This window comes from Enterobacter kobei (genome assembly GCF_001729765.1).
Classification (GTDB): Bacteria; Pseudomonadota; Gammaproteobacteria; order Enterobacterales; family Enterobacteriaceae; genus Enterobacter; species Enterobacter kobei.
In genome coordinates, this window is the sequence record NZ_CP017181.1 from 1,984,533 (window position 1) to 2,005,410 (window position 20,878).

Annotated in this window: 21 protein-coding genes and 2 tRNA genes; 12 read left to right on the forward strand and 11 right to left on the reverse strand. The window is 55.1% G+C overall.

What is annotated here, in order from left to right; genetic code table 11:
* Positions 1 to 6: 6 nt before the first annotated feature.
* On the reverse strand, positions 7 to 1,377 hold the full coding sequence (locus tag BFV64_RS09535) for a pyridoxal-phosphate dependent enzyme (protein ID WP_045269474.1): 1,371 nt from the start codon (positions 1,375 to 1,377) through the stop codon (positions 7 to 9).
* 400 nt (positions 1,378 to 1,777) lie between these two features.
* Between BFV64_RS09535 and BFV64_RS09540 the strand changes: the two genes are divergently transcribed.
* From BFV64_RS09540 to BFV64_RS09565, 6 genes are all read left to right on the forward strand, one after another.
* Positions 1,778 to 2,800 carry a methionine ABC transporter ATP-binding protein gene (locus BFV64_RS09540; RefSeq protein ID WP_014883539.1) on the forward strand — a complete coding sequence of 341 codons (1,023 nt, stop codon included), beginning with the start codon at positions 1,778 to 1,780 and terminating at the stop codon, positions 2,798 to 2,800.
* A complete protein-coding gene (locus tag BFV64_RS09545; RefSeq protein WP_014883540.1) occupies positions 2,793 to 3,461 on the forward strand; it encodes a methionine ABC transporter permease in 669 nt (222 codons plus the stop codon). The genes BFV64_RS09540 and BFV64_RS09545 overlap by 8 nt, the downstream gene beginning before the upstream one ends.
* A 23-nt stretch (positions 3,462 to 3,484) precedes the next feature.
* Positions 3,485 to 4,297, forward strand: a complete 813-nt coding sequence (locus tag BFV64_RS09550; protein WP_003857677.1) for a MetQ/NlpA family ABC transporter substrate-binding protein — start codon at positions 3,485 to 3,487, stop codon at positions 4,295 to 4,297.
* A 110-nt stretch (positions 4,298 to 4,407) separates the two neighbouring features.
* The gene (fumD, locus tag BFV64_RS09555) at positions 4,408 to 4,617 is read left to right on the forward strand and encodes a fumarate hydratase FumD (RefSeq protein WP_014883541.1); all 210 of its coding nucleotides are present in this window, start codon (positions 4,408 to 4,410) and stop codon (positions 4,615 to 4,617) included.
* Positions 4,618 to 4,734: 117 nt separating this feature from the next.
* Positions 4,735 to 4,902 (forward strand): hypothetical protein, encoded by a 168-nt coding sequence (locus BFV64_RS25730; protein WP_014883542.1) that lies wholly within the window; start codon positions 4,735 to 4,737, stop codon positions 4,900 to 4,902.
* A 145-nt stretch (positions 4,903 to 5,047) separates the two neighbouring features.
* Complete coding sequence (locus tag BFV64_RS09565) at positions 5,048 to 6,454, forward strand: DUF1996 domain-containing protein (protein WP_069601963.1); 1,407 nt, start codon at positions 5,048 to 5,050, stop codon at positions 6,452 to 6,454.
* A 47-nt stretch (positions 6,455 to 6,501) separates the two neighbouring features.
* Here BFV64_RS09565 and BFV64_RS25310 read toward each other — a convergent pair whose 3' ends face one another.
* Entirely contained in the window at positions 6,502 to 6,642 is a 141-nt protein-coding gene (locus BFV64_RS25310; RefSeq protein ID WP_003857665.1) for a hypothetical protein, read from the reverse strand.
* Positions 6,643 to 6,767: 125 nt separating this feature from the next.
* On the opposite strand from BFV64_RS25310, the gene BFV64_RS09575 reads away from it, so the two are divergent.
* Both BFV64_RS09575 and BFV64_RS09580 read left to right on the forward strand, forming a co-directional pair.
* Positions 6,768 to 7,550, forward strand: coding sequence for an MBL fold metallo-hydrolase (locus BFV64_RS09575; RefSeq protein ID WP_069601964.1), 783 nt, complete (start codon positions 6,768 to 6,770; stop codon positions 7,548 to 7,550).
* A 72-nt stretch (positions 7,551 to 7,622) separates the two neighbouring features.
* Positions 7,623 to 8,258, forward strand: a complete 636-nt coding sequence (locus BFV64_RS09580) for a carbonic anhydrase (protein WP_014883545.1) — start codon at positions 7,623 to 7,625, stop codon at positions 8,256 to 8,258.
* Between the two features lie 28 nt (positions 8,259 to 8,286).
* Here BFV64_RS09580 and BFV64_RS09585 read toward each other — a convergent pair whose 3' ends face one another.
* From BFV64_RS09585 to BFV64_RS09605, 5 genes are all read right to left on the reverse strand, one after another.
* Positions 8,287 to 9,882: an FAD-NAD(P)-binding protein gene (locus BFV64_RS09585; protein ID WP_069601965.1), complete on the reverse strand. Its 1,596-nt coding sequence runs from the start codon at positions 9,880 to 9,882 to the stop codon at positions 8,287 to 8,289.
* 118 nt (positions 9,883 to 10,000) lie between these two features.
* Positions 10,001 to 10,077, reverse strand: a tRNA-Val gene (locus BFV64_RS09590).
* Between the two features lie 4 nt (positions 10,078 to 10,081).
* A tRNA-Val gene (locus BFV64_RS09595) sits at positions 10,082 to 10,158 on the reverse strand.
* A gap of 153 nt (positions 10,159 to 10,311) precedes the next feature.
* Positions 10,312 to 11,685, reverse strand: a complete 1,374-nt coding sequence (gene mdtK / locus BFV64_RS09600; protein WP_069601966.1) for an MdtK family multidrug efflux MATE transporter — start codon at positions 11,683 to 11,685, stop codon at positions 10,312 to 10,314.
* A gap of 250 nt (positions 11,686 to 11,935) precedes the next feature.
* Positions 11,936 to 12,916 carry an IS5-like element ISKpn26 family transposase gene (locus tag BFV64_RS09605; protein WP_000019445.1) on the reverse strand — a complete coding sequence of 327 codons (981 nt, stop codon included), beginning with the start codon at positions 12,914 to 12,916 and terminating at the stop codon, positions 11,936 to 11,938.
* 193 nt (positions 12,917 to 13,109) lie between these two features.
* Between BFV64_RS09605 and BFV64_RS09610 the strand changes: the two genes are divergently transcribed.
* Positions 13,110 to 13,751, forward strand: a complete 642-nt coding sequence (locus tag BFV64_RS09610; RefSeq protein WP_014883548.1) for a riboflavin synthase — start codon at positions 13,110 to 13,112, stop codon at positions 13,749 to 13,751.
* 31 nt (positions 13,752 to 13,782) lie between these two features.
* On the opposite strand, the gene cfa is transcribed toward BFV64_RS09610, so the two are convergent.
* Together cfa and punC are read right to left on the reverse strand one after the other, a co-directional pair.
* Positions 13,783 to 14,931, reverse strand: a complete 1,149-nt coding sequence (gene cfa / locus BFV64_RS09615; RefSeq protein ID WP_014883549.1) for a cyclopropane fatty acyl phospholipid synthase — start codon at positions 14,929 to 14,931, stop codon at positions 13,783 to 13,785.
* A gap of 298 nt (positions 14,932 to 15,229) precedes the next feature.
* Positions 15,230 to 16,429, reverse strand: coding sequence for a purine nucleoside transporter PunC (gene punC, locus BFV64_RS09620; RefSeq protein ID WP_045135091.1), 1,200 nt, complete (start codon positions 16,427 to 16,429; stop codon positions 15,230 to 15,232).
* Positions 16,430 to 16,543: 114 nt separating this feature from the next.
* On the opposite strand from punC, the gene punR reads away from it, so the two are divergent.
* Positions 16,544 to 17,455 (forward strand): DNA-binding transcriptional activator PunR, encoded by a 912-nt coding sequence (gene punR / locus BFV64_RS09625; RefSeq protein ID WP_014883551.1) that lies wholly within the window; start codon positions 16,544 to 16,546, stop codon positions 17,453 to 17,455.
* Between the two features lie 17 nt (positions 17,456 to 17,472).
* On the opposite strand, the gene purR is transcribed toward punR, so the two are convergent.
* The gene (gene purR / locus BFV64_RS09630) at positions 17,473 to 18,498 is read right to left on the reverse strand and encodes an HTH-type transcriptional repressor PurR (protein ID WP_014883552.1); all 1,026 of its coding nucleotides are present in this window, start codon (positions 18,496 to 18,498) and stop codon (positions 17,473 to 17,475) included.
* Between the two features lie 297 nt (positions 18,499 to 18,795).
* On the opposite strand from purR, the gene cydH reads away from it, so the two are divergent.
* Positions 18,796 to 18,885, forward strand: coding sequence for a cytochrome bd-I oxidase subunit CydH (gene cydH, locus BFV64_RS25315; RefSeq protein ID WP_069601967.1), 90 nt, complete (start codon positions 18,796 to 18,798; stop codon positions 18,883 to 18,885).
* A 163-nt stretch (positions 18,886 to 19,048) separates the two neighbouring features.
* Positions 19,049 to 20,215 carry an MFS transporter gene (locus tag BFV64_RS09640; RefSeq protein WP_069601968.1) on the forward strand — a complete coding sequence of 389 codons (1,167 nt, stop codon included), beginning with the start codon at positions 19,049 to 19,051 and terminating at the stop codon, positions 20,213 to 20,215.
* A 39-nt stretch (positions 20,216 to 20,254) separates the two neighbouring features.
* Here the strand turns inward: BFV64_RS09640 and sodB are convergent, their stop codons facing one another.
* Entirely contained in the window at positions 20,255 to 20,836 is a 582-nt protein-coding gene (gene sodB, locus BFV64_RS09645; protein ID WP_032636815.1) for a superoxide dismutase [Fe], read from the reverse strand.
* Between the last annotated feature and the right edge of the window lie 42 nt (positions 20,837 to 20,878).

A 20,878-nucleotide genomic window follows, 5' to 3' on the forward strand; every position in this document is an offset into this window, starting at 1 on the left:
TGTTCCTTATGGCTGAAGACGGTTGCGCCACGCGGTCAGCACGTCGCTGCGCGTAATCAAACCGAGAAAACGGTCGTTGTCATTAATGACGGCCACCAGACCGCGGTCGAAGATGGCGTGCAGGGCGCTTTCCGGGGCGCGTTTATCGAGAAATTCCACCTGACGCGTCATGGCCTCTGTCACGGGAAGGGCGAAGCGGTCAGCTTCACCGCCGATATGCCGCAACAGATCCCACTCGTCGATAATGCCGACGACCTGACCGTTTTCCAGTACCGGCAGCTGGGAGATGTCGTACAGGCGCATGCGCGCCAGAACGGTGGAGAGCGTGTCATCCGGGGCGGCGGTGACGGTAGCGCCTTCATCGTGGCGCAGGGCAATGTAGTCAGAGAGATCGCCTGCCTGAGGGCGCGTGATGAGCCCCTGCTGGCGCATCCAGTCGTCGTTGAACATCTTCGAGAGATATTTATTGCCGCTGTCGCAGGCGAAGGTCACCACGCGTTTCGGCGTGGCTTGCGCCTGGCAATATTTCAGCGCCGCCGCCAGCAGGGTGCCGCTGGAAGAGCCCGCCAGAATGCCTTCCGTTTTCAGCAGTTCACGCGCGGTGGCAAACGCTTCGCGGTCGGTAATGCGCCAGGCGCGGTTTACGCTTTCAATGTGGGCCAGCGGCGGAATAAAGTCCTCGCCAATGCCCTCAACCAGCCAGGCGCCCGCATCGTGGTAGCGACCGGTCTCGACCTGATCGGCGAGCACAGACCCGGCCGGGTCGGCCAGCACAAACTCCGTATGCGGAGAATGCTCGGCAAACCACGCCTGCAGGCCGCCCAGCGTGCCGCCTGAGCCGACGCCGACCACGATGGCGTCAATTCTGCCGTCAAGCTGCTCATACAGTTCCGGTGCCGTGGTAGTGCGATGTGCCAGCGGGTTAGCGTCGTTATTGAACTGGTCGATATAAAACGCGCCCGGCAGTTCATCGGCCAGGCGCTGGGCGTAATCCTGGTAATAGGCCGGATGCCCCTTATTGACGTCGGAACGGGTCAGTATCACCTGGGCACCCAGCGCGCGCAGGTGGAAAATCTTCTCGCGGCTCATTTTGTCCGGCACCACCAGGATAAGCGTATAGCCTTTCTGGGCGGCGATCAGCGCCAGCCCGAGGCCGGTATTCCCCGCCGTTGCTTCAATAATCGTGCCACCCGGCCGTAGCTGGCCGGTACGCTCCGCGTCGTTAATCATCGATAACGCCACGCGATCTTTAATGGAGCCGCCGGGGTTTTGGTTCTCCAGCTTCAGAAACAGCGAGCAGGGACCGGTATCAAGCTTGTGCAGCTGGATCAGCGGTGTCCGGCCAATCAGTTCGGTGACGGAGTGGTAAATCGTCATGAGGTTTTCCTTTCTGGGTGTCATGACGGGATGATAGGGCGGTGAAATTTTCGCAATAAAGAACACTTCACTGCTTTTTATAACAGACGGGAATATCAGTGCTGTTTTTGGATGTCAGGACAGCAAGACGTAAAGTTGTCTGGAAGTGAGGATGGCTATCTCGGCATAAAATGCTGCAATAATGACCGTTTTTTTCGCATATCAGTTAAGCGTTATGCGTCTGGCAGATAATCATTGCTGAAATCAATCTAAATACTTCCCGCCGTGTAGCGTCGTTGTTTATTACTGAAAGTTATAACACATGCTTTTTTGTTCATTTAAAAACTGATAACGCCTGTTTACTATCGTTTGGACATCCATACTTCTAAACCGCCATTGGCGGATCGGATAATGAATTAGAATGATTGTACTCAGAAATATTTCGAAGGTTTTTGACAACGGTAAGGCGGCGCTCACAGCCGTTGATAACGTCAATTTGACGATTGAGCAGGGACAGGTTTACGGCATTATCGGCTACAGCGGCGCCGGGAAAAGCACGCTGATTCGTCTGCTGAATGGTCTGGAGAAACCCAGCGCTGGCAGCGTCACGATTAACGGGCAGGACATCTCCGCCGCAAAAGGTGAAGCCCTGCGTCAGGCACGCCTGAAAATCAGTATGGTGTTCCAGCACTTCAACCTGCTGTGGTCGCGCACGGTAAGTGAGAATATCGCGTTCTCCATGCAGATCGCCGGTGTGCCAAAAGCCAGAATCAAGGCTCGCGTGGCGGAACTGGTGGCGCTGGTTGGGCTGAAAGGGCGTGAGAATGCCTACCCGTCACAGCTGAGCGGCGGACAAAAACAGCGCGTGGGGATTGCGCGCGCGCTGGCCAATAACCCGGACGTTTTGCTGTGTGATGAAGCCACGTCCGCACTCGACCCGCAGACCACCGATCAGATCCTCGATCTGCTGCTGGATATCAACCGTCGTTTCAAGCTGACCATCGTGCTGATCACCCACGAAATGCATGTGGTGCGCAAGATCTGCGACCGCGTGGCGGTGATGGAAAACGGTAAGGTAGTGGAAGAGGGGGATGTGCTGAGTGTATTCACCCATCCGCAGCAGCCGATTACGCAGCAGTTTGTCCGCCAGGTAAGTCAGTACGCCGAGGAAGAAACCTTCAATACCGAACTGGCAAACGATCTGGAAGGCACGGTCATCCGTCTGACCTTTACCGGCCACAGCACGCACAAGCCGGTCGTGGGTGAGCTGACCCTGCGCTACGGTCTGCCGTTTAATATCCTGCACGGGAAAATGACGCAAACCGCCCACGGCGTTTTCGGCCAGCTCTGGGTCCACGTCGTGGCATCTGATGAACAACTGAACAATATCCTCGCCGACCTGAAGCACAGCGATATTGAAGGCGAGGTCATTAAACATGGCTGAGAATCTCTTCCCGCACCTCAAATGGGATCAGCTCTGGGCGGCGACGCAGGAGACGCTGTACATGACCGCGCTTTCCGGGGTGGCGACCTTTGTGCTGGGGATCGTGCTGGGCCTGGCGCTGTTCTTAACCGCGCGCGGCGGGCTGTTTCAAAACCGCACGGTCTACAGCGTGATTTCGATTGTGGTAAACGTGTTTCGCTCAATACCGTTCATCATTCTGATTGTCCTGTTGATCCCGTTCACCAAGACCATCGTCGGTACCATTCTTGGTGCCAACGCGGCGCTGCCGGCCCTGATTGTGGGGGCCGCGCCGTTCTACGCACGCCTGGTGGAGATTGCCCTGCGCGAAGTGGACAAAGGGGTAATCGAAGCAACGCGCTCTATGGGCGCACGACTGAGCACGCTCGTGTTTCGGGTTTTACTGCCGGAATCATCACCTGCACTGGTATCAGGGATAACGGTAACGCTGATTGCGCTGGTGAGTTACAGCGCCATGGCGGGGGTGATTGGCGCCGGCGGTTTGGGAAATCTGGCTTATCTGGAAGGATTCCAGCGCAACCATGGTGACGTCACGCTGGTGGCAACGGTGACCATTCTGATCATCGTTTTCATTATCCAGTTCTGCGGCGACGCTATGACTTCTCTGTTAGATAAACGCTAATAAATACACACAGGAACCACATCATGAAAAAAACGCTGACACTGATCGCCGCAGCCACCCTGAGCGCCCTGAGCTTCGCCTCCTGGGCGGATACGCTGACTGTGGGCGCATCCAACACGCCGCACGCCGAAATTCTGGAGCAGGCCAAGCCGATTCTGGCGAAGCAGGGGATTGACCTGGAGATTAAACCGTTCCAGGACTACATTCTGCCCAACACCGCGCTGGCGGGTCATGACATTGACGCCAACTATTTCCAGCATATTCCTTACCTGAACAGCGTGCTGAAAGATCACGCGGGCGATAAGGATTACGATTTTGTCAGTGCGGGTGCTATCCACATTGAGCCAATCGGTATCTACTCCAAAAAGTACAAGTCGCTGAAGGACCTGCCGGAAGGCGGTAAGATCATTATGCGTGATGCCGTTTCCGAAGAAGGCCGTATTCTCTCCATCTTTGAAAAAGAGGGCGTGATCAAGCTGAAGCCTGGCATCGACAAAGTGACGGCGCGTATCAGCGACATCGTTGAGAACCCGAAGAAGCTGCAGTTCACGCCTAACGTCGAAGCCTCTCTGCTGCCGCAGATGTACAACAACGATGAAGGCGCTGCGGTCGTGATTAACGCCAACTATGCGATTGACGCCGGTCTGGACCCGGTGCACGACCCGATTGCGGTAGAGAGCGGTGAAAATAACCCGTACGCCAACATCATTACCGTGCATCGCGGTGACGAGAAGAAGAAGGACATCGTCGCACTGGTGAACGTGCTGCACTCCAAAGAGATTCAGGACTGGATCCGCACCAAATACAAAGGTGCTGTGATTCCGGTTAATAACTAATTAGCTGATTTTACAGATGAAGCCCGGCGAGATCCTCGCCGGGCTTCTTTTTTGTATCCGGCAGGAGAATCATTTAAGCTCAACGTTTAAAAGGCAACGGAGTGATGACGATGGGTAACGTGACCAAAGATGAAGCGCTGTACCAGGAGATGTGCCGGGTGGTCGGTAAGGTGGTGCTTGAGATGCGTGATTTAGGGCAGGAGCCGAAGCATATTGTCATTGCGGGTGTGCTGCGCACGGCGCTGGCGAACCAGCGCATCAAGCGCAGCGAATTGACAACCGAAGCGATGGAGACAGTGGTTAAAGCGCTGGCCGGGTGATGCGCCCGCGTTTCGCGCGTTTCTCAGATCCCGCATATCAACAGTCGTTATTGTTATTTCCCCTCCATTGTTAATGGGTGTTTTACTGAACGCAGGTGAAGCAAGAGGGGCAAGACGATGAAAAAATGGATCAGCACGTTACGGCGGTTTTTTGCCACCCGACCTGTGAATGCGGAGAACAGCGCGCAACGTGTTCTTGAGTCAATACTGCCTGCCGCCAGCCTGTACGGCGTGGACGTTGCTAACATAGACCCGGAGTGGTTCCATGATAAAACGTCACGCTGAACTGCGCCGCACGCGCGAAATGTACTGGAATGAGCTGTGCGTTACGTCTGTAAAGCCGCAATGAGGAGAAAAGTACGCGGTGAATCATTCGGTTAATTAACCCGTTGTTTGTTACCTATAGGTCCTTTCATTAATGGAGATAATGATGAAACGGACCACCTTAACCACGGCTCTTTCAGCCCCTGCGTTACTTCTCGCCATGCATGCGGCACATGCTGCGCCACAGGCTCATGTCGTCTGCGGCTACTCCCATACCCTTGGCGATGATGCCATTATGATGTTTGGCAGACCCAACGAGGCCATGCTGCATGACTTCTTCGGCAACACGCACACCGATGCCAGCTCGACCAGGGTAACCCTGCGCACGCTGGAAGAAACCACCTGCGATAATAAAGCGGATAGCTCGGCATACTGGGCACCTTCGCTGCGGCTGCCTGATGGCACTATCGTAAAACCCGCGTATCAAAAAACCTATTATCAGGCCTCGAATGTGGAAACCTGGCCGCTGCAGCCTTTCCCGGCGGGGCTATCACTGCTGGCGGGGGATCACCATGGATCTGCGCCTAACCCGCATATCACGTTCTTATGTGCTAACGGCAAAGGTTACACGACAAAAACAGGCGAAGTGTGCGGGCTACGCAAGGCGGGAGACGCCGTGCAGTTTAATATCGGTATTCAGTTTCCCAACTGCTGGGATGGCGTGAATCTCAAGCCCGCTCACGGCGTTGCCAATGCGACGTACGATACGAAAGGGCAATGCCCGACCGCGTTTCCGGTGAAAATTCCGACCGTGAACATGAACATCGCTTATGTGCTTCCGACAATTTCATCCCTTGATACCAGCAAAGTACAGCTTTCCCTCGATCCCATTATGCATGGTGACGAACGCGAAGAACGCTGGGGAAGTCTCTACACTGCGCATGCTGATTTCATGAATGGCTGGACGGAAGAGGGGGCGCGCTTTATGACCGAACTGTGTATGAATCGCGGGCTGGACTGTGGCACGACCGTGCCATATGCCTATTCAAAAGCGCAGGCAAACGTCTGGCTAAGCAGCCTTGAGCCGGGGCTCTCCCAGCCTCAGCCGCAGGCTTTGCTGGTGCAGGATAACTGGCAGAATGGAGGCCGAACGCAAAACAGTGAAACCCTCTCACTGGTGAAGTTTACGATCCCGCCGCTGCCAGCGGGACAGGATCCTTCTCTGTTTAAATATCGCGTTCGCATATACGGCGGTAAGGTAGAAACTGACGGCGCCGATCAGATCTTCTTCTATCCGGCCAGCAACGACTGGGATCCTGCAACGGTGAACTGGGCTGACCGCCCGGCCTGCAGCTATCGATCCGATGCTGTGCTGTATCTCAACCACTCGCGCGAGTACAGAATGGTGGATGTCGACAAAGCCGTGCGCAAGGCGCTGGCGGAAGGGAAAACCGAAATCTCGTGGTATATCGGCGGCGACCGCCAGGGAAACAATTACCAGTTTGAACCGGCTTCGTCGGCGCAAAGCCTTGTACTGATGCTGACGGGGTTTAAAAAGACGCCTGAACTGTAGCTCTCCGTTGAGTGCCAAAAAAAGCACCGGCTGACCGGTGCTTTTTATCAGATCTTGCAGGCATCACCGCAGTCGTCGTCGGCGACAATCGCCTGGGCTTTTTTGTCCGCGTCATCCAGACGTTCCGCGTTGCGTTCTTCCGCTTCATCCAGTCCGTTAAAAACCAGGTTATCGAGATCAATTTCCATGTTGCACCTGCTATGTTCAGTTATTGATACGAGCACAGTATAGGGCAAAAAAAGCCAGCAATGTACCACGCAGCACATAAGGATAATCCCTGCCATACTCAGTGCTTTATCACTGAGGAGCGCTCATGATTACACTCTGTAAAACCTGCGGTACCTCCTACTATGCACAGCCGGAAAGATGCCCGATTTGCGAGGATGAACGTCAGTATGTCCCGGCCAGCGGCCAGGCGTGGATCGAGTATGAGACGGTAACGGCCACGCACGCGAATAAATGGCAGCAGCTGGAGCCGCAGTTGTACAGCATCAAAACGGTACCGTCTTTTGCGATTAACCAGCGCGCGTTGCTGCTGCGTACCCCACACGGCAATATTTTGTGGGACTGCATCGCCAACCTTAACCCGGCCACCCACGCTATCATCACCGCGCTCGGCGGCCTCCGCGCCATTGCGATTTCCCATCCGCACTATTACACCACCATGCAGGAGTGGGCCGCGGCGTTTGATGCGCCGGTCTATCTGCACGCCAGCGATCGCGAGTGGGTGATGCGCGCCAGTCCGGCGATTGTTTACTGGGAGGGCGATGCGCTGGAGATCGTGCCATCGGTTACTTTGCTGCGTCTCGGCGGCCATTTCGCGGGCGGCACGGTGCTGCACTGGCAGGAAGGCGAGGGCGTTTTGCTGGCGGGGGATATTCTGCAGGTCACCCCCGGGAAGGATGCGGTGTCGTTTATGTGGAGCTACCCGAATATGCTTCCGTTGCCTGCCCGCAAGGTTGAGGAGGTCACCCGGCGCCTGGTGGGCAAATCTTTCGCCCGTCTTTACGGCGCGTTCGAAGGGCAGAACATTCCGGCGAATGCCGACGCTATCGTACAGCGGTCGGGCCAGAAATATATTGCTTGTCTGAAGTGAAGCGCGATGGGTAAACTTTACGAGTGTGATCGCGATCATACCTAAACTAAAACAGATAAAAGAGAAATTGCTATGCAACATATCATTGAAGGTTTTCTCAGCTTTCAAAAAGAGATTTTCCCGCAACGTAAAGAGCTCTTTCGCAGTTTAGCGTCCAGCCAGAATCCCAAAGCGCTGTTCATCTCATGCTCCGACAGCCGTCTGGTCCCGGAACTGGTTACTCAGCAAGAGCCGGGACAACTCTTTGTCATTCGTAATGCTGGTAATATTGTGCCGCCGTTCGGGCCTGAGCCTGGCGGTGTCTCTGCCACTATCGAATACGCGGTTGTGGCGCTGGGCGTGACGGATATCGTCATCTGCGGCCACTCCAACTGTGGCGCGATGAAGGCGATTGCCGATAACGCGAACCTGGAGCCGATGCCTGCTGTTTCACACTGGCTGCGCTATTCCGATGCGGCCAAAGCCGTGGTTGAGAAGAAAACCTGGGATAAGCCGCTCGATAAAGTGAATGCGATGGTGCAGGAGAACGTGTTTGCGCAACTGAGCAACATTAAGACTCACCCGTCCGTCGCGGTGGGGCTGCGTAACAACTCCCTTCGCCTGCACGGCTGGGTCTATGACATTGAAAGCGGCGAAATTCGTGCCCTGGATAAAGCGACGAAAACCTTTGTCTCGCTGTCTGAAAACCCGGACGTCTTCTTCGAGTAATATCGCGTTGCAGGGCATGGAAGCCCTGTCAGTTCTCTACGTACGGTAATCGACGCCGTAAACCTGTGGCCGGTTTTTCAGCCGCCCTGGCCATCGCCTCTGCAATCTCTGCACACTCCGCCAGCCCCTGAACAAAGGGATGATCGTGCATCAGCCACGGTATCGCGCCAAACGCGATGCGCCCGCGAACCGTTTCAGGTGCATTTAGCGTGTAATCTTCACCGACATCGGGTATCTCATCGCCGGTCGTTTCCAGCGCTCTGCGCAGTGAGGGGAAAGGCAGATCTTTGGTTTTGAGCGGCTTTTGCCCGCGTGCATCGATGAAAACGTCAAAGCGGTAAACGGTCTCTTTTGTGGACACCACCGTGCGGTCGCTGCCAACATCCAGCGTATAGTCGTCGCCCAGGGCCGCCACGCTGATGATGCCAGCCTCGCGAAGCGCAAGCAGTCTGCGGATAGACTGCGGAGGGATCGCCGCATAGTTGTCGATAAACACGCGGGCCAGCCCGTTTTTGAAGCGCTCTCTGTCCTGATCGCTAAGATGGGGAACAATCTCCTGAACGACCTCATGCAGCCGAAGGACGGTATAGCGCCAGGCGACGGTGCGCTGTTCGCGTTTGTTCCGTTCAACTTCATTGAGGTTCTCTTCCGCCCAGCTAAACGGACCGTGCTGTTGACGATCCTCAAACCAGGCGTCACGCAGGCTGTCGGCGTTGTGGCGTTGCAGAGAAATTTTCTCGCACCATGCCGGGTCGGCACGTTGAAGCTCTTTCACCATCAGGGCAAAAATGCGGTCAAGCAGGCCATCCGATCCTTTGGCTATCTCGCCTTCAACCACGGATGCGGTTAAAACGGACAGCGGTTCGTAAGGGATAGGGCAGTAAAAATCGGCTTCCGGCAGAATGCCTGTCCGCGACATCAGCGTAATGTTTAACGCTCCACTGCCTTCGTCCAGGATGAATTTACCGTCACGGAACTCACCGTGCTGCATCACCACCGCCATCGCCGCATCCAGACCGCTTAACGATGTTCCCATAATGCCAACGCGGCAAGGGGGAATGCGGGCGTCCATCAGACCGGACCACGGGCTTGGGAAGAATGTGCGCGTGGCTTCGTCCTCGTCTGGCCAGACGTGACCGGTGGCGATAACCGCAAGGTCAAAGCGTTCAGGAAAGACGTTGCCATTGACGGAAAGCGTGACGCCGGTTGAGGAGGGAATGACGTCGGTAACTGCGGCGGATTCATGGATGTTAACCTCGAACCCCTGCTTTTTAGCTTCTTTGACGATGGTTCGAAAGCTGTCGCGAAAATATTCACCCAGCAGGATCCGGGGCAGGAACTGCCGATCGTGGAGCGTGGTTTTATCTACCTTAAAACGCGCCAGGTGCGCTTCACTCTGTCCCTTCAGCCAGTCGAGGTAGGTCATAAAAATGGGCGGGATTTCAATGCTCGCAATGTTCGCCAGCATCAGGCGAGAATTATCGTCGTCGTTATAAGGCATGCCCACGCCAGCGTCATCGGCCTGTTCAAAGACGGAAACTGAGAGCGGGGTGCTGTTTTTAAGCAGATGATAAAAGGTGTAAATCCCTGTGGGGCCGGAGCCGATAATGGCGATACTCTTCATCAACGCGCTTCCTGTATTTTTTCCATAAGAAAAGCGTAGCAGGAGAATAATGATGAAAATAAGGGATTAAGAAAAATCAGGATATCTGAAGAGGATTTGCACCATTTCAGGACTGAAATGGTGCGTCCGAGTGGACTCGAACCACCGACCCCCACCATGTCAAGGTGGTGCTCTAACCAACTGAGCTACGGACGCAGAATGGTGCGTTCAATTGGACTCGAACCAACGACCCCCACCATGTCAAGGTGGTGCTCTAACCAACTGAGCTATGAACGCAACGTGTTGTCGGTGACAACGGGGACGAATATTAGCGGCACAGCATCAAGGTGGCAAGAGGGAAAATGCATTTTTCTCTCTGATTTCACGCGATTGCTTCATTACCGCGCAAAGTGAAGAGAAAGTAGCCGCCAGCAGACGGCTACTGCGTATTTAACGCGCAGCGCGTTCCAAAATCACGGTTGATGGCTGGCGCTGCAGGAAGCGCATGCGCATCATCATCATGATCGCGGCTGACGTCAGACCAATGATAAAGCCCATCCAGAACCCGGCGGGTCCCATGCGGTCAACCACCAGATCGGTCAGGGCCAGGATGTAGCCGCACGGCAGTCCCAGTACCCAGTAGGCGATGAAGGTGATAAAGAAGATGGAGCGCGTATCTTTGTATCCGCGAAGCACGCCGCTGCCAATCACCTGGATAGAGTCTGAAATCTGGTACACCGCGGCGAGCAGCATCAGGTGCGAGGCCAGTGCCACCACTTCCGGGTTGTCGTTATAGAGCAGGGCAATTTGCTCGCGTAATGCAACGGTAAAGAGCGCCGTACAGACCGCCATGCAGACACCGACGCCCAGCCCGGTCCGTGCGGCCGTTTGCGCATCCAGCGTCGAGCCCTGGCCCAGGCGGAAGCCGACGCGAATCGTCACCGCCGCCGCCAGCGACATCGGCAGAACGAACATCAGGGAGCTGAAGTTGAGCGCAATCTGGTGCCCGGCCACGTTAACGATCCCCAGTGGGGAGACCAGCAGGGCGACGACGGCAAAGAGCGTCACTTCAAAAAACAGGGCCAGCGCAATCGGCAAGCCTAACTGCATCAGGCGCGTCATGATGCTCCAGTCCGGCGTACTGAATGTTTTCTCATTACGAATATCGCGCATAGAGCGGGCGTGTTTCACAAAGGTAAGCATACAGAAGAACATCACCCAATAAACCGCGGCGGTTGCCACGCCGCAGCCGACGCCGCCCAGCTCTGGCATCCCGAAATGACCGTAAATAAAGATATAGTTCACCGGAATATTCACCAGCAGGCCGATAAAGCCCATCACCATCCCGGGCTTGGTTTTCGCCAGGCCTTCGCACTGGTTACGCGCCACCTGGAAGAAGAGGTAGCCCGGTGCCCCCCAGAGCAGGGCACGCAGATAGCCCACGGCTTTGTCAGCCAGTGCCGGGTCAATGTTATCCATCGCGCGAATGATATGACCGGCGTTCCAGAGCACGACCATAATCAGCACGGAGACAAATCCGGCCAGCCAGAACCCCTGGCGGACCTGATGGGCAATGCGTTCGCGACGTCCCGAACCATTAAGTTGAGCAATAACCGGCGTCAGCGCGAGCAGCAGACCATGGCCGAACAGGATGGCCGGAAGCCAGATTGATGTACCGATGGCGACGGCCGCCATATCAGTGGCGCTATAGCCACCTGCCATGACGGTATCCACAAATCCCATTGCGGTCTGGGCCACTTGCGCGATGATCACTGGTATCGCCAGTGCCAATAACTGCCGCGCTTCATTCATGTACTTCTGCACGTGAACACCTTTATTTTGTAGTTATAAGAGAGACTAAAAAAGCCGCCGTAACGGGCAGCAAGAAGAAAATGCGGGGGGTGCCAGCTATTGTAGCGGGCTTTAGGGAAGGTGCGAATAAGCAGGTCATTTCTTCCCAAGCTGACTCGCTGATTAAAATTTCGCGGATCTGGGCCGATTTTTTTCCCGCAAACACATCGAATCAGCCTATTTAGGCTATTTTTTCCACCATTTCTGGCGTTATTTCCGGTTTTTACTGAGATCTCTCCCACTGACGTATCATTTGGTCCACCCGAAACAGGTTGGCCAGGGTGAATAACATCGCCAGTTGGTTATCGTTTTTCAGCAGCCCTTTGTATCTGGCTTTCACGAAGCCGAACTGCCGCTTGATGATGCGAAACGGGTGCTCCACCCTGGCACGGATGCTGGCTTTCATGTATTCGATGTTGATGGCCGTTTTGTTCTTGCGCGGATGCTGCTTCAAGGTTTTTACCTTGCCGGGACGCTCGGCGATCAGCCAGTCCACATCCACCTCGGCCAGCTCCTCGCGCTGTGGCGCTCCTTGGTAGCCGGCATCGGCTGAGACAAATTGCTCCTCTCCATGAAGCAGATTACCCAGCTGATTGAGGTCATGCTCGTTGGCCGCGGTGGTGACCAGGCTGTGGGTCAGGCCACTCTTGGCATCGACACCAATGTGGGCCTTCATGCCAAAGTGCCACTGATTGCCTTTCTTGGTCTGATGCATCTCCGGATCGCGTTGCTGCTCTTTGTTCTTGGTAGAGCTGGGTGCCTCAATGATGGTGGCATCCACCAAAGTGCCTTGGGTCATCATGACGCCTGCTTCGGCCAGCCAGCGATTGATGGTCTTGAACAATTGACGGGCCAGTTGATGCTGCTCGAGCAGGTGGCGGAAATTCATGATGGTGGTGCGATCCGGCAGGGCGCTATCCAGGGATAATCGGGCAAACAGGCGCATGGAGGCGATTTCGTACAGGGCATCTTCCATGGCACCGTCGCTCAGGTTGTACCAATGCTGCATGCAGTGAATACGCAGCATGGTCTCCAGCGGATAGGGCCGTCGGCCATTGCCCGCCTTGGGATAAAACGGCTCGATGACAGCGGTCATATTCTGCCATGGCAGAATCTGCTCCATGCGGGAGAGGAAAATCTCTTTTCGGGTCTGACGGCGCTTAGTGCTGAATTCACTATCGGCGAAGGTGAGTTGATGGCTCATGATGTCCCTCTGGGATGCGCTCCGGATGAATATGATGATCTCATATCAGGAACTTGTTCGCACCTTCCTTAGCTATTTATCTAGTGAAAAAATCGCCAGAAAATGCGCTCCGCTGGCAACCTCTTTTTCCAACTGTTATTGTGGTGGGATTAAACGGTGTAACCACCGTCCGGAGAAAACAGGAGTTGTAAGCATGTTTACTGGTATTGTGCAGGGCACTGCCAAAGTGGTGTCCATTGATGAAAAACCTAATTTTCGTACGCATGTTGTAGAGCTGCCGGAATATATGCTTGATGGCATCGAAACCGGCGCCTCGATTGCTCATAACGGCTGCTGTCTGACCGTCACCGAAATTAATGGCAACAAGATCAGCTTTGATTTAATGAAAGAGACCCTGCGTATTACTAATCTGGGCGAGCTGGCTGTAGGTGATACCGTCAACGTTGAGCGTGCGGCGAAGTTCAGTGATGAGATTGGCGGCCATCTGATGTCGGGGCACATCATGACCACGGCTGAAGTGGCGAAAATCGTGACATCGGAAAATAACCGTCAAATCTGGTTCAAAATGCAGGATCCGTCATTAATGAAATACATCCTCTATAAAGGATTTATTGGCATTGATGGGATTAGCCTGACGGTTGGAGAAGTGACGGCAACGCGTTTTTGCGTGCATTTAATTCCTGAAACGCTGCAACGCACCACGCTGGGTTCGAAAAAACTCGGGCATCGCGTGAATATCGAAATCGATCCGCAAACCCAGGCGGTAGTGGATACGGTTGAGCGCGTGCTGGCGGCAAAAGAAGCGGCAATAATAACGAGCACAGAAGACGAATAAAAAATAACCCCGGGTAACCGGGGTTATTTTTTTAGCGGGCGACCCGCAAGCCGTGCTCAATCCCTCGGCTGAAAACAACCTGCCAGAGCTGAATATCTCGCGCGCGAAACGCCCCCGCGCAGGCATTCAGATAATAGCTAAACATCCGCTTGAATCGTTCAGAGTAGTTGTCCGCAATCTCCGGCCAGGCTTCCTGAAAACGTGCATGCCATGCCATCAATGTGGTGTCGTAATCCGCGCCAAAGTTATGCCAGTCTTCCATCACGAAATGGGACTCGCTGGCGTTGGCAATCTGGCGCACGGACGGTAAACAGCCATTCGGGAAGATGTATTTGTTGATCCACGGGTCGACGTTGTTGTCGGTGCGCTTAGACCCGATGGTGTGCAGCAGGAAAATGCCGTCTGGTTTCAAATTGCGATCCACGACGTCAAAATAGGTGTCGTAGTTTTTCGGGCCAACATGTTCGAACATACCCACGGAGACAATACGATCAAACTGTTCGTTCAGGTCACGGTAATCCTGCAGCCGGATGTCAACATCAAGACCCTGGCAGCGTTCTCGCGCCAGCTTTTGCTGTTCTGCTGAAATCGTGACGCCGACGACGCTGACGCCATAGTGCTTCGCCATAAAATACGCCAGCCCACCCCAGCCGCAGCCGATATCCAGCACACGCATTCCGGGCTCAAGCTGCAGTTTCTCGCTAATCAGACGCAGCTTGGCCTGTTGCGCCTCTTCAAGCGTCGATGCCTCTTTCCAGTAGGCGCAGGAATATTGCATGAAGGGGTCCAGCATACGGCTGAACAGGTCGTTGCCAAGGTCGTAGTGCTCTTTGCCGACGATCCAGGCGCGTTTTTTACTTTGCAGGTTAAACAGGCGGGCTGAGGCGACGCGCAGGGTGTCTTTCAGATGGCGAGGGAGTTGATTTTCCAGACCAGCACGCAAAACGCGGGTGAAAAATATATCCAGCCGTTCGCATTCCCACCAGCCATCCATATAACTTTCTCCCAGGCCTAACGATCCCTCTCGTAACACGCGTTTAAAAAAGTCGGGATGTTTAACCTGAGGATCGGATGGCGATGATCCATTAATCGTGATGCCTGCTCGACCTAACAGTTCACTGACGATCCGGGACCAGTTATCGTCCGGAACGCTGACTTCTTCTATACACGATGAACTCATAGCTTCTCCATCACCCTACTGTGATCAGAACCTTCAAACAGCGTAGACGCTTTTTTTGGTTTGTGAGAAATCTCACGGTATATACCGCGAGGCTAGTATCCGACGTAGAACAGAGGAAGGGAGATAACCCTTGCCGAAATGCCTTCCATGGTAAAACGGGAGCACTCCGGCTCCCGTTAACACTTAATATTTATCGTATTTAATCGAACCAAATTTAGTATAGGCCGCAAAATTTGGTGATTCAATAGAAAATTGTTAGCAACCTAATCACCGAAAAGTTACATAATTTTTGCAGTAATTACGCATGTGACGTTTCTGCCTGCGCGCGGTTATCCTGCGCACGCTGCGCGGCTGCCTGCATACGATAGCCCATGCCGGCCAGCGCAACGGTAACCAGCATCACGCTGGTGGTGGTCAGGAGCGGTGTGGCAATCAGCGCCGAGACCACCAGACTGGCCAGGAAGCACAGCCCCAGTTGCAGCGTATTCTGAAGTGCGGCCGCACGGCCTGTCGCCTGCGGGAAGGGACGAAGCGCCTGCGCCACAACGATAGGGTATATCGCGCCGTTCGCGATGGCCATTACGCAGAATGGAATCAAAATTTCAGCCAGACCGACGCCGGGAATAAAGCCGACGGCCCAGGTCCCGATAACGCTCAACGCATACAGCACCAGCAACCACGGCAGCATCTGCTGGCCTTCCCATTTTTGCAGCGCCGCGCGACAGCCGTACCCGCCAACTAGGAACGCGATGGTCTGCGGAACATAGCTCAGACCGATGGCCGCCGGGCTGTAGCCCATATCGTGCAGAATAAAGGGTGAACCGGTCAGCCATGCGAAGAAGCTCGCCGAGCAGGCAGCATAAATCAGCACATTACCGCGATACGCTTTGGCGCTCAGCAGGGAGGCAAAGGTAATTGGGCTGGCGTCGGCATGCGCCTCTTTTTTATGCGCGGGCTTAAGGGCAAACGCCGGCAGCATCAGTACCAGCGTGATGGCAAACAGCGTGGCAAAGATGGCCTGCCAGTCGAAATGCGCGAGGATCCAGCTACCCAGCAGCGGGGCGAGGGCAGGGGAAAGCCCCACCAGCGGCATAATGGTCGCGAAAATTCGGTTTGTACGGTTCGCCGGATAGTAGTCGGTGACCAGCGCCTGCCAGGTGACGGCTGCGGCGCAGACGCCGACTGCCTGAATAAACCGCAGTACCAGCAGCCAGGTGGCGTCGCGAACCCATAGCATCCCCAGACAGCCCACGGCAAAAATGGCCAGACCCAGCAACAGTACCGGCTTGCGGCCAAAGCGATCCGAGAGCGGTCCCCAGAGCAGCTGCGCGAAGGCAAAACCGGCGAGGAACAAACTCAGGCTGGCGCTGATCGCGGCGGCAGGGGTTTGCAGATCTTCCTGCATGGCGGCGAAAGCCGGCAGGTACATATCGGTGGCTAAAAAGCCCAGCACGCTTAAGCCGCCGAGCCAGACTAAAAAACCTTTCCTGGGTTGCATTATTTTCTTCTCCTGAGGAGGCAGGTGTACATTGGCGCAGAGTGTAGGGAGTGCAAAGCGGCTTGTGAAACGCTAATATTTGGCGGGTGCATTCAAATTTTTTGCAGGCAGAAAATGTGGTCAGATTATTCTCTTGAAGTGGTCGATGCTGTCGCGCGTAACGGCAGCTTTAGCGGAGCAGCGCAGGAACTGCACCGCGTCCCGTCGGCAATCAGCTATACGGTGCGTCAGCTAGAAGAGTGGCTGGCCGTTCCGCTGTTCGAACGGCGACATCGTGATGTGGAATTAACGCCTGCCGGGGCGTGGTTTTTGAAAGAAGGGCGTTCTGTTATCAAAAAAATGCAGATCACCCGCGAACAGTGTCAGCAGATCGCTAACGGCTGGCGGGGGCATCTTTCCATCGCGGTCGATAATATCGTGAAGCCGGAACGCACCCGGCAAATGATCGTCGATTTCTATCGTCATTTTTCTGACGTTGAGTTGCGTGTTTCGCAGGAAGTGTTCAACGGCGTGTGGGACGCGCTGTCGGACGGCAGGGTAGAAATGGCGATTGGGGCGACGCAGGCGATTCCGGTTGGGGGACGCTATGCCTTTCGCGATATGGGGATGCTGAGCTGGAAATGCGTAGTGGCACGCGATCATCCCCTGGCGGCCATGGAGGGGCCGTTAAGCGACGATACCCTGCGTAACTGGCCGTCGCTGGTGCTGGAGGACACCTCCCGCTCGCTGCCCAAGCGTATCACCTGGCTGCTGGATAACCAGCGTCGCGTGGTCGCCCCGGACTGGGAATCGTCGGCGACCTGCCTCAGTGCAGGGCTGTGCGTCGCGATGGTGCCCGTTCATTTTGCGCGCCCGCGAATCGACACCGGCGAGTGGGTTGAACTGACGCTGGAGAATCCGTTCCCGGATGCGGCTTGCTGTCTGACCTGGCAACAAAATGATGTTTCACCTGCTATGGCCTGGCTGCTGGATTATCTGGGGGACAGCGAAACGCTTAACCGGGAATGGTTACGGGAGCCAGTGTGACTGGCTCCGTAAAGCGATTAACGACGGTAGTCGCGGAACGGACCATCCGCAACGGAACGGCGTTCGATGAGGCGCGGGTGGACTTCAATGGACTGCGACTCTTCACGTTTGTTGACGATCCTGTCGAGCAGCATGTTGAAGGCCGTTTCACCCAGCGAATCTTTCGGCTGGTGAATGGTGGTCAGCGCAGGGGTAAAGAAGCGCGCGTTGCGCACGTTGTCATAGCCGATCACGGAAATGTCCTGCGGGACGCGCAGACCCAGCTCATCGGCCGCACAGAGCGCGCCCATCGCCATGATGTCGCCCCCGCAGAAAACGGCGGTAGGACGATGTTGCTGGGAGACAATCTGCTGCATCGCGCGGTAGCCTGATTCCGGCTCAAAGTCACCCTGTACGATCCAGTTTTCTGGCACGGTGATCAGTGCTTCTTCCATCGCTTTCATAAAGCCAGCCAGACGACCTGCGCCGGTGTTACGCTCAAGCGGACCCGGGATCACGCCAATCTCACGATGACCGCGTTCGATCAAATAACGGCCCGCCATATAGCCGCCTTCAAAGGCGTTGTCGATAACGGAATCCGTGAAATCCGCACGGGCTTCACCCCAGTCCATCACCACCATCGGGATATGGCGATACTCTTCAAGCATCGACAGTACGGATTCCGGGTACTCGGAACACATCACCAGCAGGCCATCCACGCGCTTCTGCGCCATCATGGAGAGATAGGCTCGCTGTTTTTCAATGCTGTTCCACGCGTTGCCCAGAATCAGGGTATAGCCTTTCTGGAAGCAGTTTTTCTCTACCGCCTCAATGATCTCAGCAAAATAGGCCGCTTCGCTGCTGGTCGCCAGCAGACCAATCGATTTGGTGTGATTCACCTTGAGGCTGCGCGCAACCGCACTTGGCGAGTAGTGCAGCTCTTTGATTGCTGCCCAGACGGCGTTGCGCGTCTCTTCCGCCACAAAGCGGGTTTTGTTAATTACATGTGATACGGTTGTAGTGGAAACGTTTGCGCGTTTTGCTACGTCTTTAATTGTTGCCATTAAATGTCACTCCAGACCATATCCTAAACTCCTGAAATACTTGAAGGTAAACGTTTGCCTTCTCTCACCCTTATCACGCAATTTTAGATTGCGGTACGCCAGGAAAACGACACGGGACGTCAGGAGGGGGTCAATGGCCGGTACGCTAATAAATTTAGCGTGGAATTTTGTCCTATCTTGATGAAAAGGGGAAGAGGTAAAGTGGTTATCAGCTTAAATCCGGGAAGATTTTTGACGTAAACTGTGCAAAAATGAGCAAGCTCACTTTTCGTGGGGGGATTAAAAGGAGAAAAATTGATGAGTTCCGATCTGAAGTTTTCGCTGTTCACCACCATCGTTGTGCTGGCGCTGATTGTGGCGGCTGGCCTGACGGCTGTGCTGCACTGATTTACGCGGAGGGAGAATCTTCTCCCTCCCGGTTTACCGGATTGTTACTTCTCAGGCAAAAATCTTTTGCCATTTTGTTAACTTCTCATTTTTTGTGATTGATGTCATGCTTTCCGCTTCTTTGTTCTGTGTCACGACATGACACGGCATCCGGAGTTGACGCATGAAAATCAATTTTCCCCTGCTTGCCCTGGCGATTGGCGCTTTTGGGATTGGCACCACCGAATTCTCCCCGATGGGGTTACTGCCTGTTATCGCCCGGGGCGTGGATGTCTCGATCCCTGCGGCCGGGATGTTAATCAGCGCTTATGCCATCGGCGTGATGGTGGGGGCGCCGCTGATGACGCTACTGCTTTCACACCGCGCGCGCCGTAATGCGCTGATTTTCCTGATGGCGATTTTCACCCTGGGCAACGTGCTCTCTGCCATTTCACCTGACTACACCACCCTGATGCTGTCGCGCATTTTGACCAGCCTGAACCATGGCGCGTTCTTTGGGCTGGGCTCGGTCGTGGCCGCAAGCGTGGTGCCGAAACATAAGCAGGCAAGCGCCGTGGCGACCATGTTTATGGGGCTGACGATTGCCAACATTGGCGGCGTACCGGCTGCGACCTGGCTGGGTGAAGCGATCGGCTGGCGTATGTCATTCCTGGCAACCGCCGGGCTGGGCGTGGTGGCGATGGTGGCCTTGTTCTTCTCCCTGCCGAAAGGCAGCGCGGGTGAACGTCCGGACGTGCGCAAAGAGCTGTCGGTACTGGTGCGCCCGCAGGTGCTTTCTGCACTGCTGACCACCGTGCTGGGGGCCGGGGCGATGTTTACGCTCTATACCTACATTTCACCGGTGCTGCACGATATCACCCATGCAACCCCGATCTTTATTACCGCGATGCTGGTATTGATTGGCGTAGGGTTCTCAATGGGTAACTACCTTGGCGGGAAATTTGCTGACCGTTCAGTGGCCGGAACGTTGAAAGGCTTTTTAACCTTGCTGATTGCCATCATGATCGCGATTCCGTGGCTGGCGCGTAACGAGTTTGGCGCGGCCATCGCGATGGTTGTCTGGGGCGCAGCCACCTTCGCCGTGGTGCCGCCGCTGCAGATGCGCGTGATGCGTGTCGCCCACGAGGCGCCGGGACTCTCTTCTTCGGTGAATATCGGTGCGTTTAACCTGGGGAACGCCCTGGGTGCTGCGGCGGGCGGCGCCGTCATTTCTGGCGGTCTGGGATACAGCTTTGTGCCGGTGATGGGGGCGATTATTGCCGCTCTCGGCCTGCTGCTGGTGATGATGTCCGGCCGAAAACAGCCAGAAGCCGTTTGCACGGCGGAATAATAAAAATAACGCAGAAGGGGGACCCCTTCTGCGTCTCTCTTACGCGGCGAAGTTCTTCGCGACGAAGTCCCAGTTGACCAGTGCCCAGAAGTGCTCCAGGTAGTTCGGGCGCGCGTTACGGTAATCAATGTAGTAAGCGTGCTCCCACACGTCCACGGTCATCAGCGGCGTAGCGCTGGTGGTCAGCGGGGTGCCTGCATTAGAGGTGGACACGATTGCCAGTTTGCCATCCGCTTCTTTTACCAGCCACGTCCAGCCAGAGCCGAAGTTCTTGATGGCGGCATCCGTAAACTTCGCTTTGAAATCGGCGAAGCTGCCAAAGGCGGCGTTAATCGCGGAAGCCAGTTCACCGGCAGGTTCACCACCGGCATTGGGTGCCAGGCAGTGCCAGTAGAAGGTGTGGTTCCACACCTGAGCCGCGTTGTTAAATACGCCACCCTCTGAGCTACGGACGATCTCTTCCAGCGTTTTGCCTTCGAAATCGGTGCCTTTGATCAGATTGTTCAGGTTGGTGACATACGTCTGGTGATGTTTGCCGTAATGGTATTCCAGGGTTTCCGCAGAAATGTGCGGTGCCAGGGCGTCTTTTGCATACGGTAGTGCAGGTAATTCGAACGACATTGCTTCTCTCCTTATTGTATTTAGCGTTGCCAATAACCACAC

Coding starts and splice junctions, on each gene's coding strand:
- BFV64_RS09535 (WP_045269474.1), bottom strand. CDS start 1,377: ATGACGATTTACCACTCCGTCACCGAACTGATTGGCCGGACACCGCTG.
- BFV64_RS09540 (WP_014883539.1), top strand. CDS start 1,778: ATGATTGTACTCAGAAATATTTCGAAGGTTTTTGACAACGGTAAGGCG.
- BFV64_RS09545 (WP_014883540.1), top strand. CDS start 2,793: ATGGCTGAGAATCTCTTCCCGCACCTCAAATGGGATCAGCTCTGGGCG.
- BFV64_RS09550 (WP_003857677.1), top strand. CDS start 3,485: ATGAAAAAAACGCTGACACTGATCGCCGCAGCCACCCTGAGCGCCCTG.
- fumD (WP_014883541.1), top strand. CDS start 4,408: ATGGGTAACGTGACCAAAGATGAAGCGCTGTACCAGGAGATGTGCCGG.
- BFV64_RS25730 (WP_014883542.1), top strand. CDS start 4,735: ATGAAAAAATGGATCAGCACGTTACGGCGGTTTTTTGCCACCCGACCT.
- BFV64_RS09565 (WP_069601963.1), top strand. CDS start 5,048: ATGAAACGGACCACCTTAACCACGGCTCTTTCAGCCCCTGCGTTACTT.
- BFV64_RS25310 (WP_003857665.1), bottom strand. CDS start 6,642: ATGGAAATTGATCTCGATAACCTGGTTTTTAACGGACTGGATGAAGCG.
- BFV64_RS09575 (WP_069601964.1), top strand. CDS start 6,768: ATGATTACACTCTGTAAAACCTGCGGTACCTCCTACTATGCACAGCCG.
- BFV64_RS09580 (WP_014883545.1), top strand. CDS start 7,623: ATGCAACATATCATTGAAGGTTTTCTCAGCTTTCAAAAAGAGATTTTC.
- BFV64_RS09585 (WP_069601965.1), bottom strand. CDS start 9,882: ATGAAGAGTATCGCCATTATCGGCTCCGGCCCCACAGGGATTTACACC.
- BFV64_RS09605 (WP_000019445.1), bottom strand. CDS start 12,916: ATGAGCCATCAACTCACCTTCGCCGATAGTGAATTCAGCACTAAGCGC.
- BFV64_RS09610 (WP_014883548.1), top strand. CDS start 13,110: ATGTTTACTGGTATTGTGCAGGGCACTGCCAAAGTGGTGTCCATTGAT.
- cfa (WP_014883549.1), bottom strand. CDS start 14,931: ATGAGTTCATCGTGTATAGAAGAAGTCAGCGTTCCGGACGATAACTGG.
- punC (WP_045135091.1), bottom strand. CDS start 16,429: ATGCAACCCAGGAAAGGTTTTTTAGTCTGGCTCGGCGGCTTAAGCGTG.
- punR (WP_014883551.1), top strand. CDS start 16,544: ATGTGGTCAGATTATTCTCTTGAAGTGGTCGATGCTGTCGCGCGTAAC.
- purR (WP_014883552.1), bottom strand. CDS start 18,498: ATGGCAACAATTAAAGACGTAGCAAAACGCGCAAACGTTTCCACTACA.
- cydH (WP_069601967.1), top strand. CDS start 18,796: ATGAGTTCCGATCTGAAGTTTTCGCTGTTCACCACCATCGTTGTGCTG.
- BFV64_RS09640 (WP_069601968.1), top strand. CDS start 19,049: ATGAAAATCAATTTTCCCCTGCTTGCCCTGGCGATTGGCGCTTTTGGG.
- sodB (WP_032636815.1), bottom strand. CDS start 20,836: ATGTCGTTCGAATTACCTGCACTACCGTATGCAAAAGACGCCCTGGCA.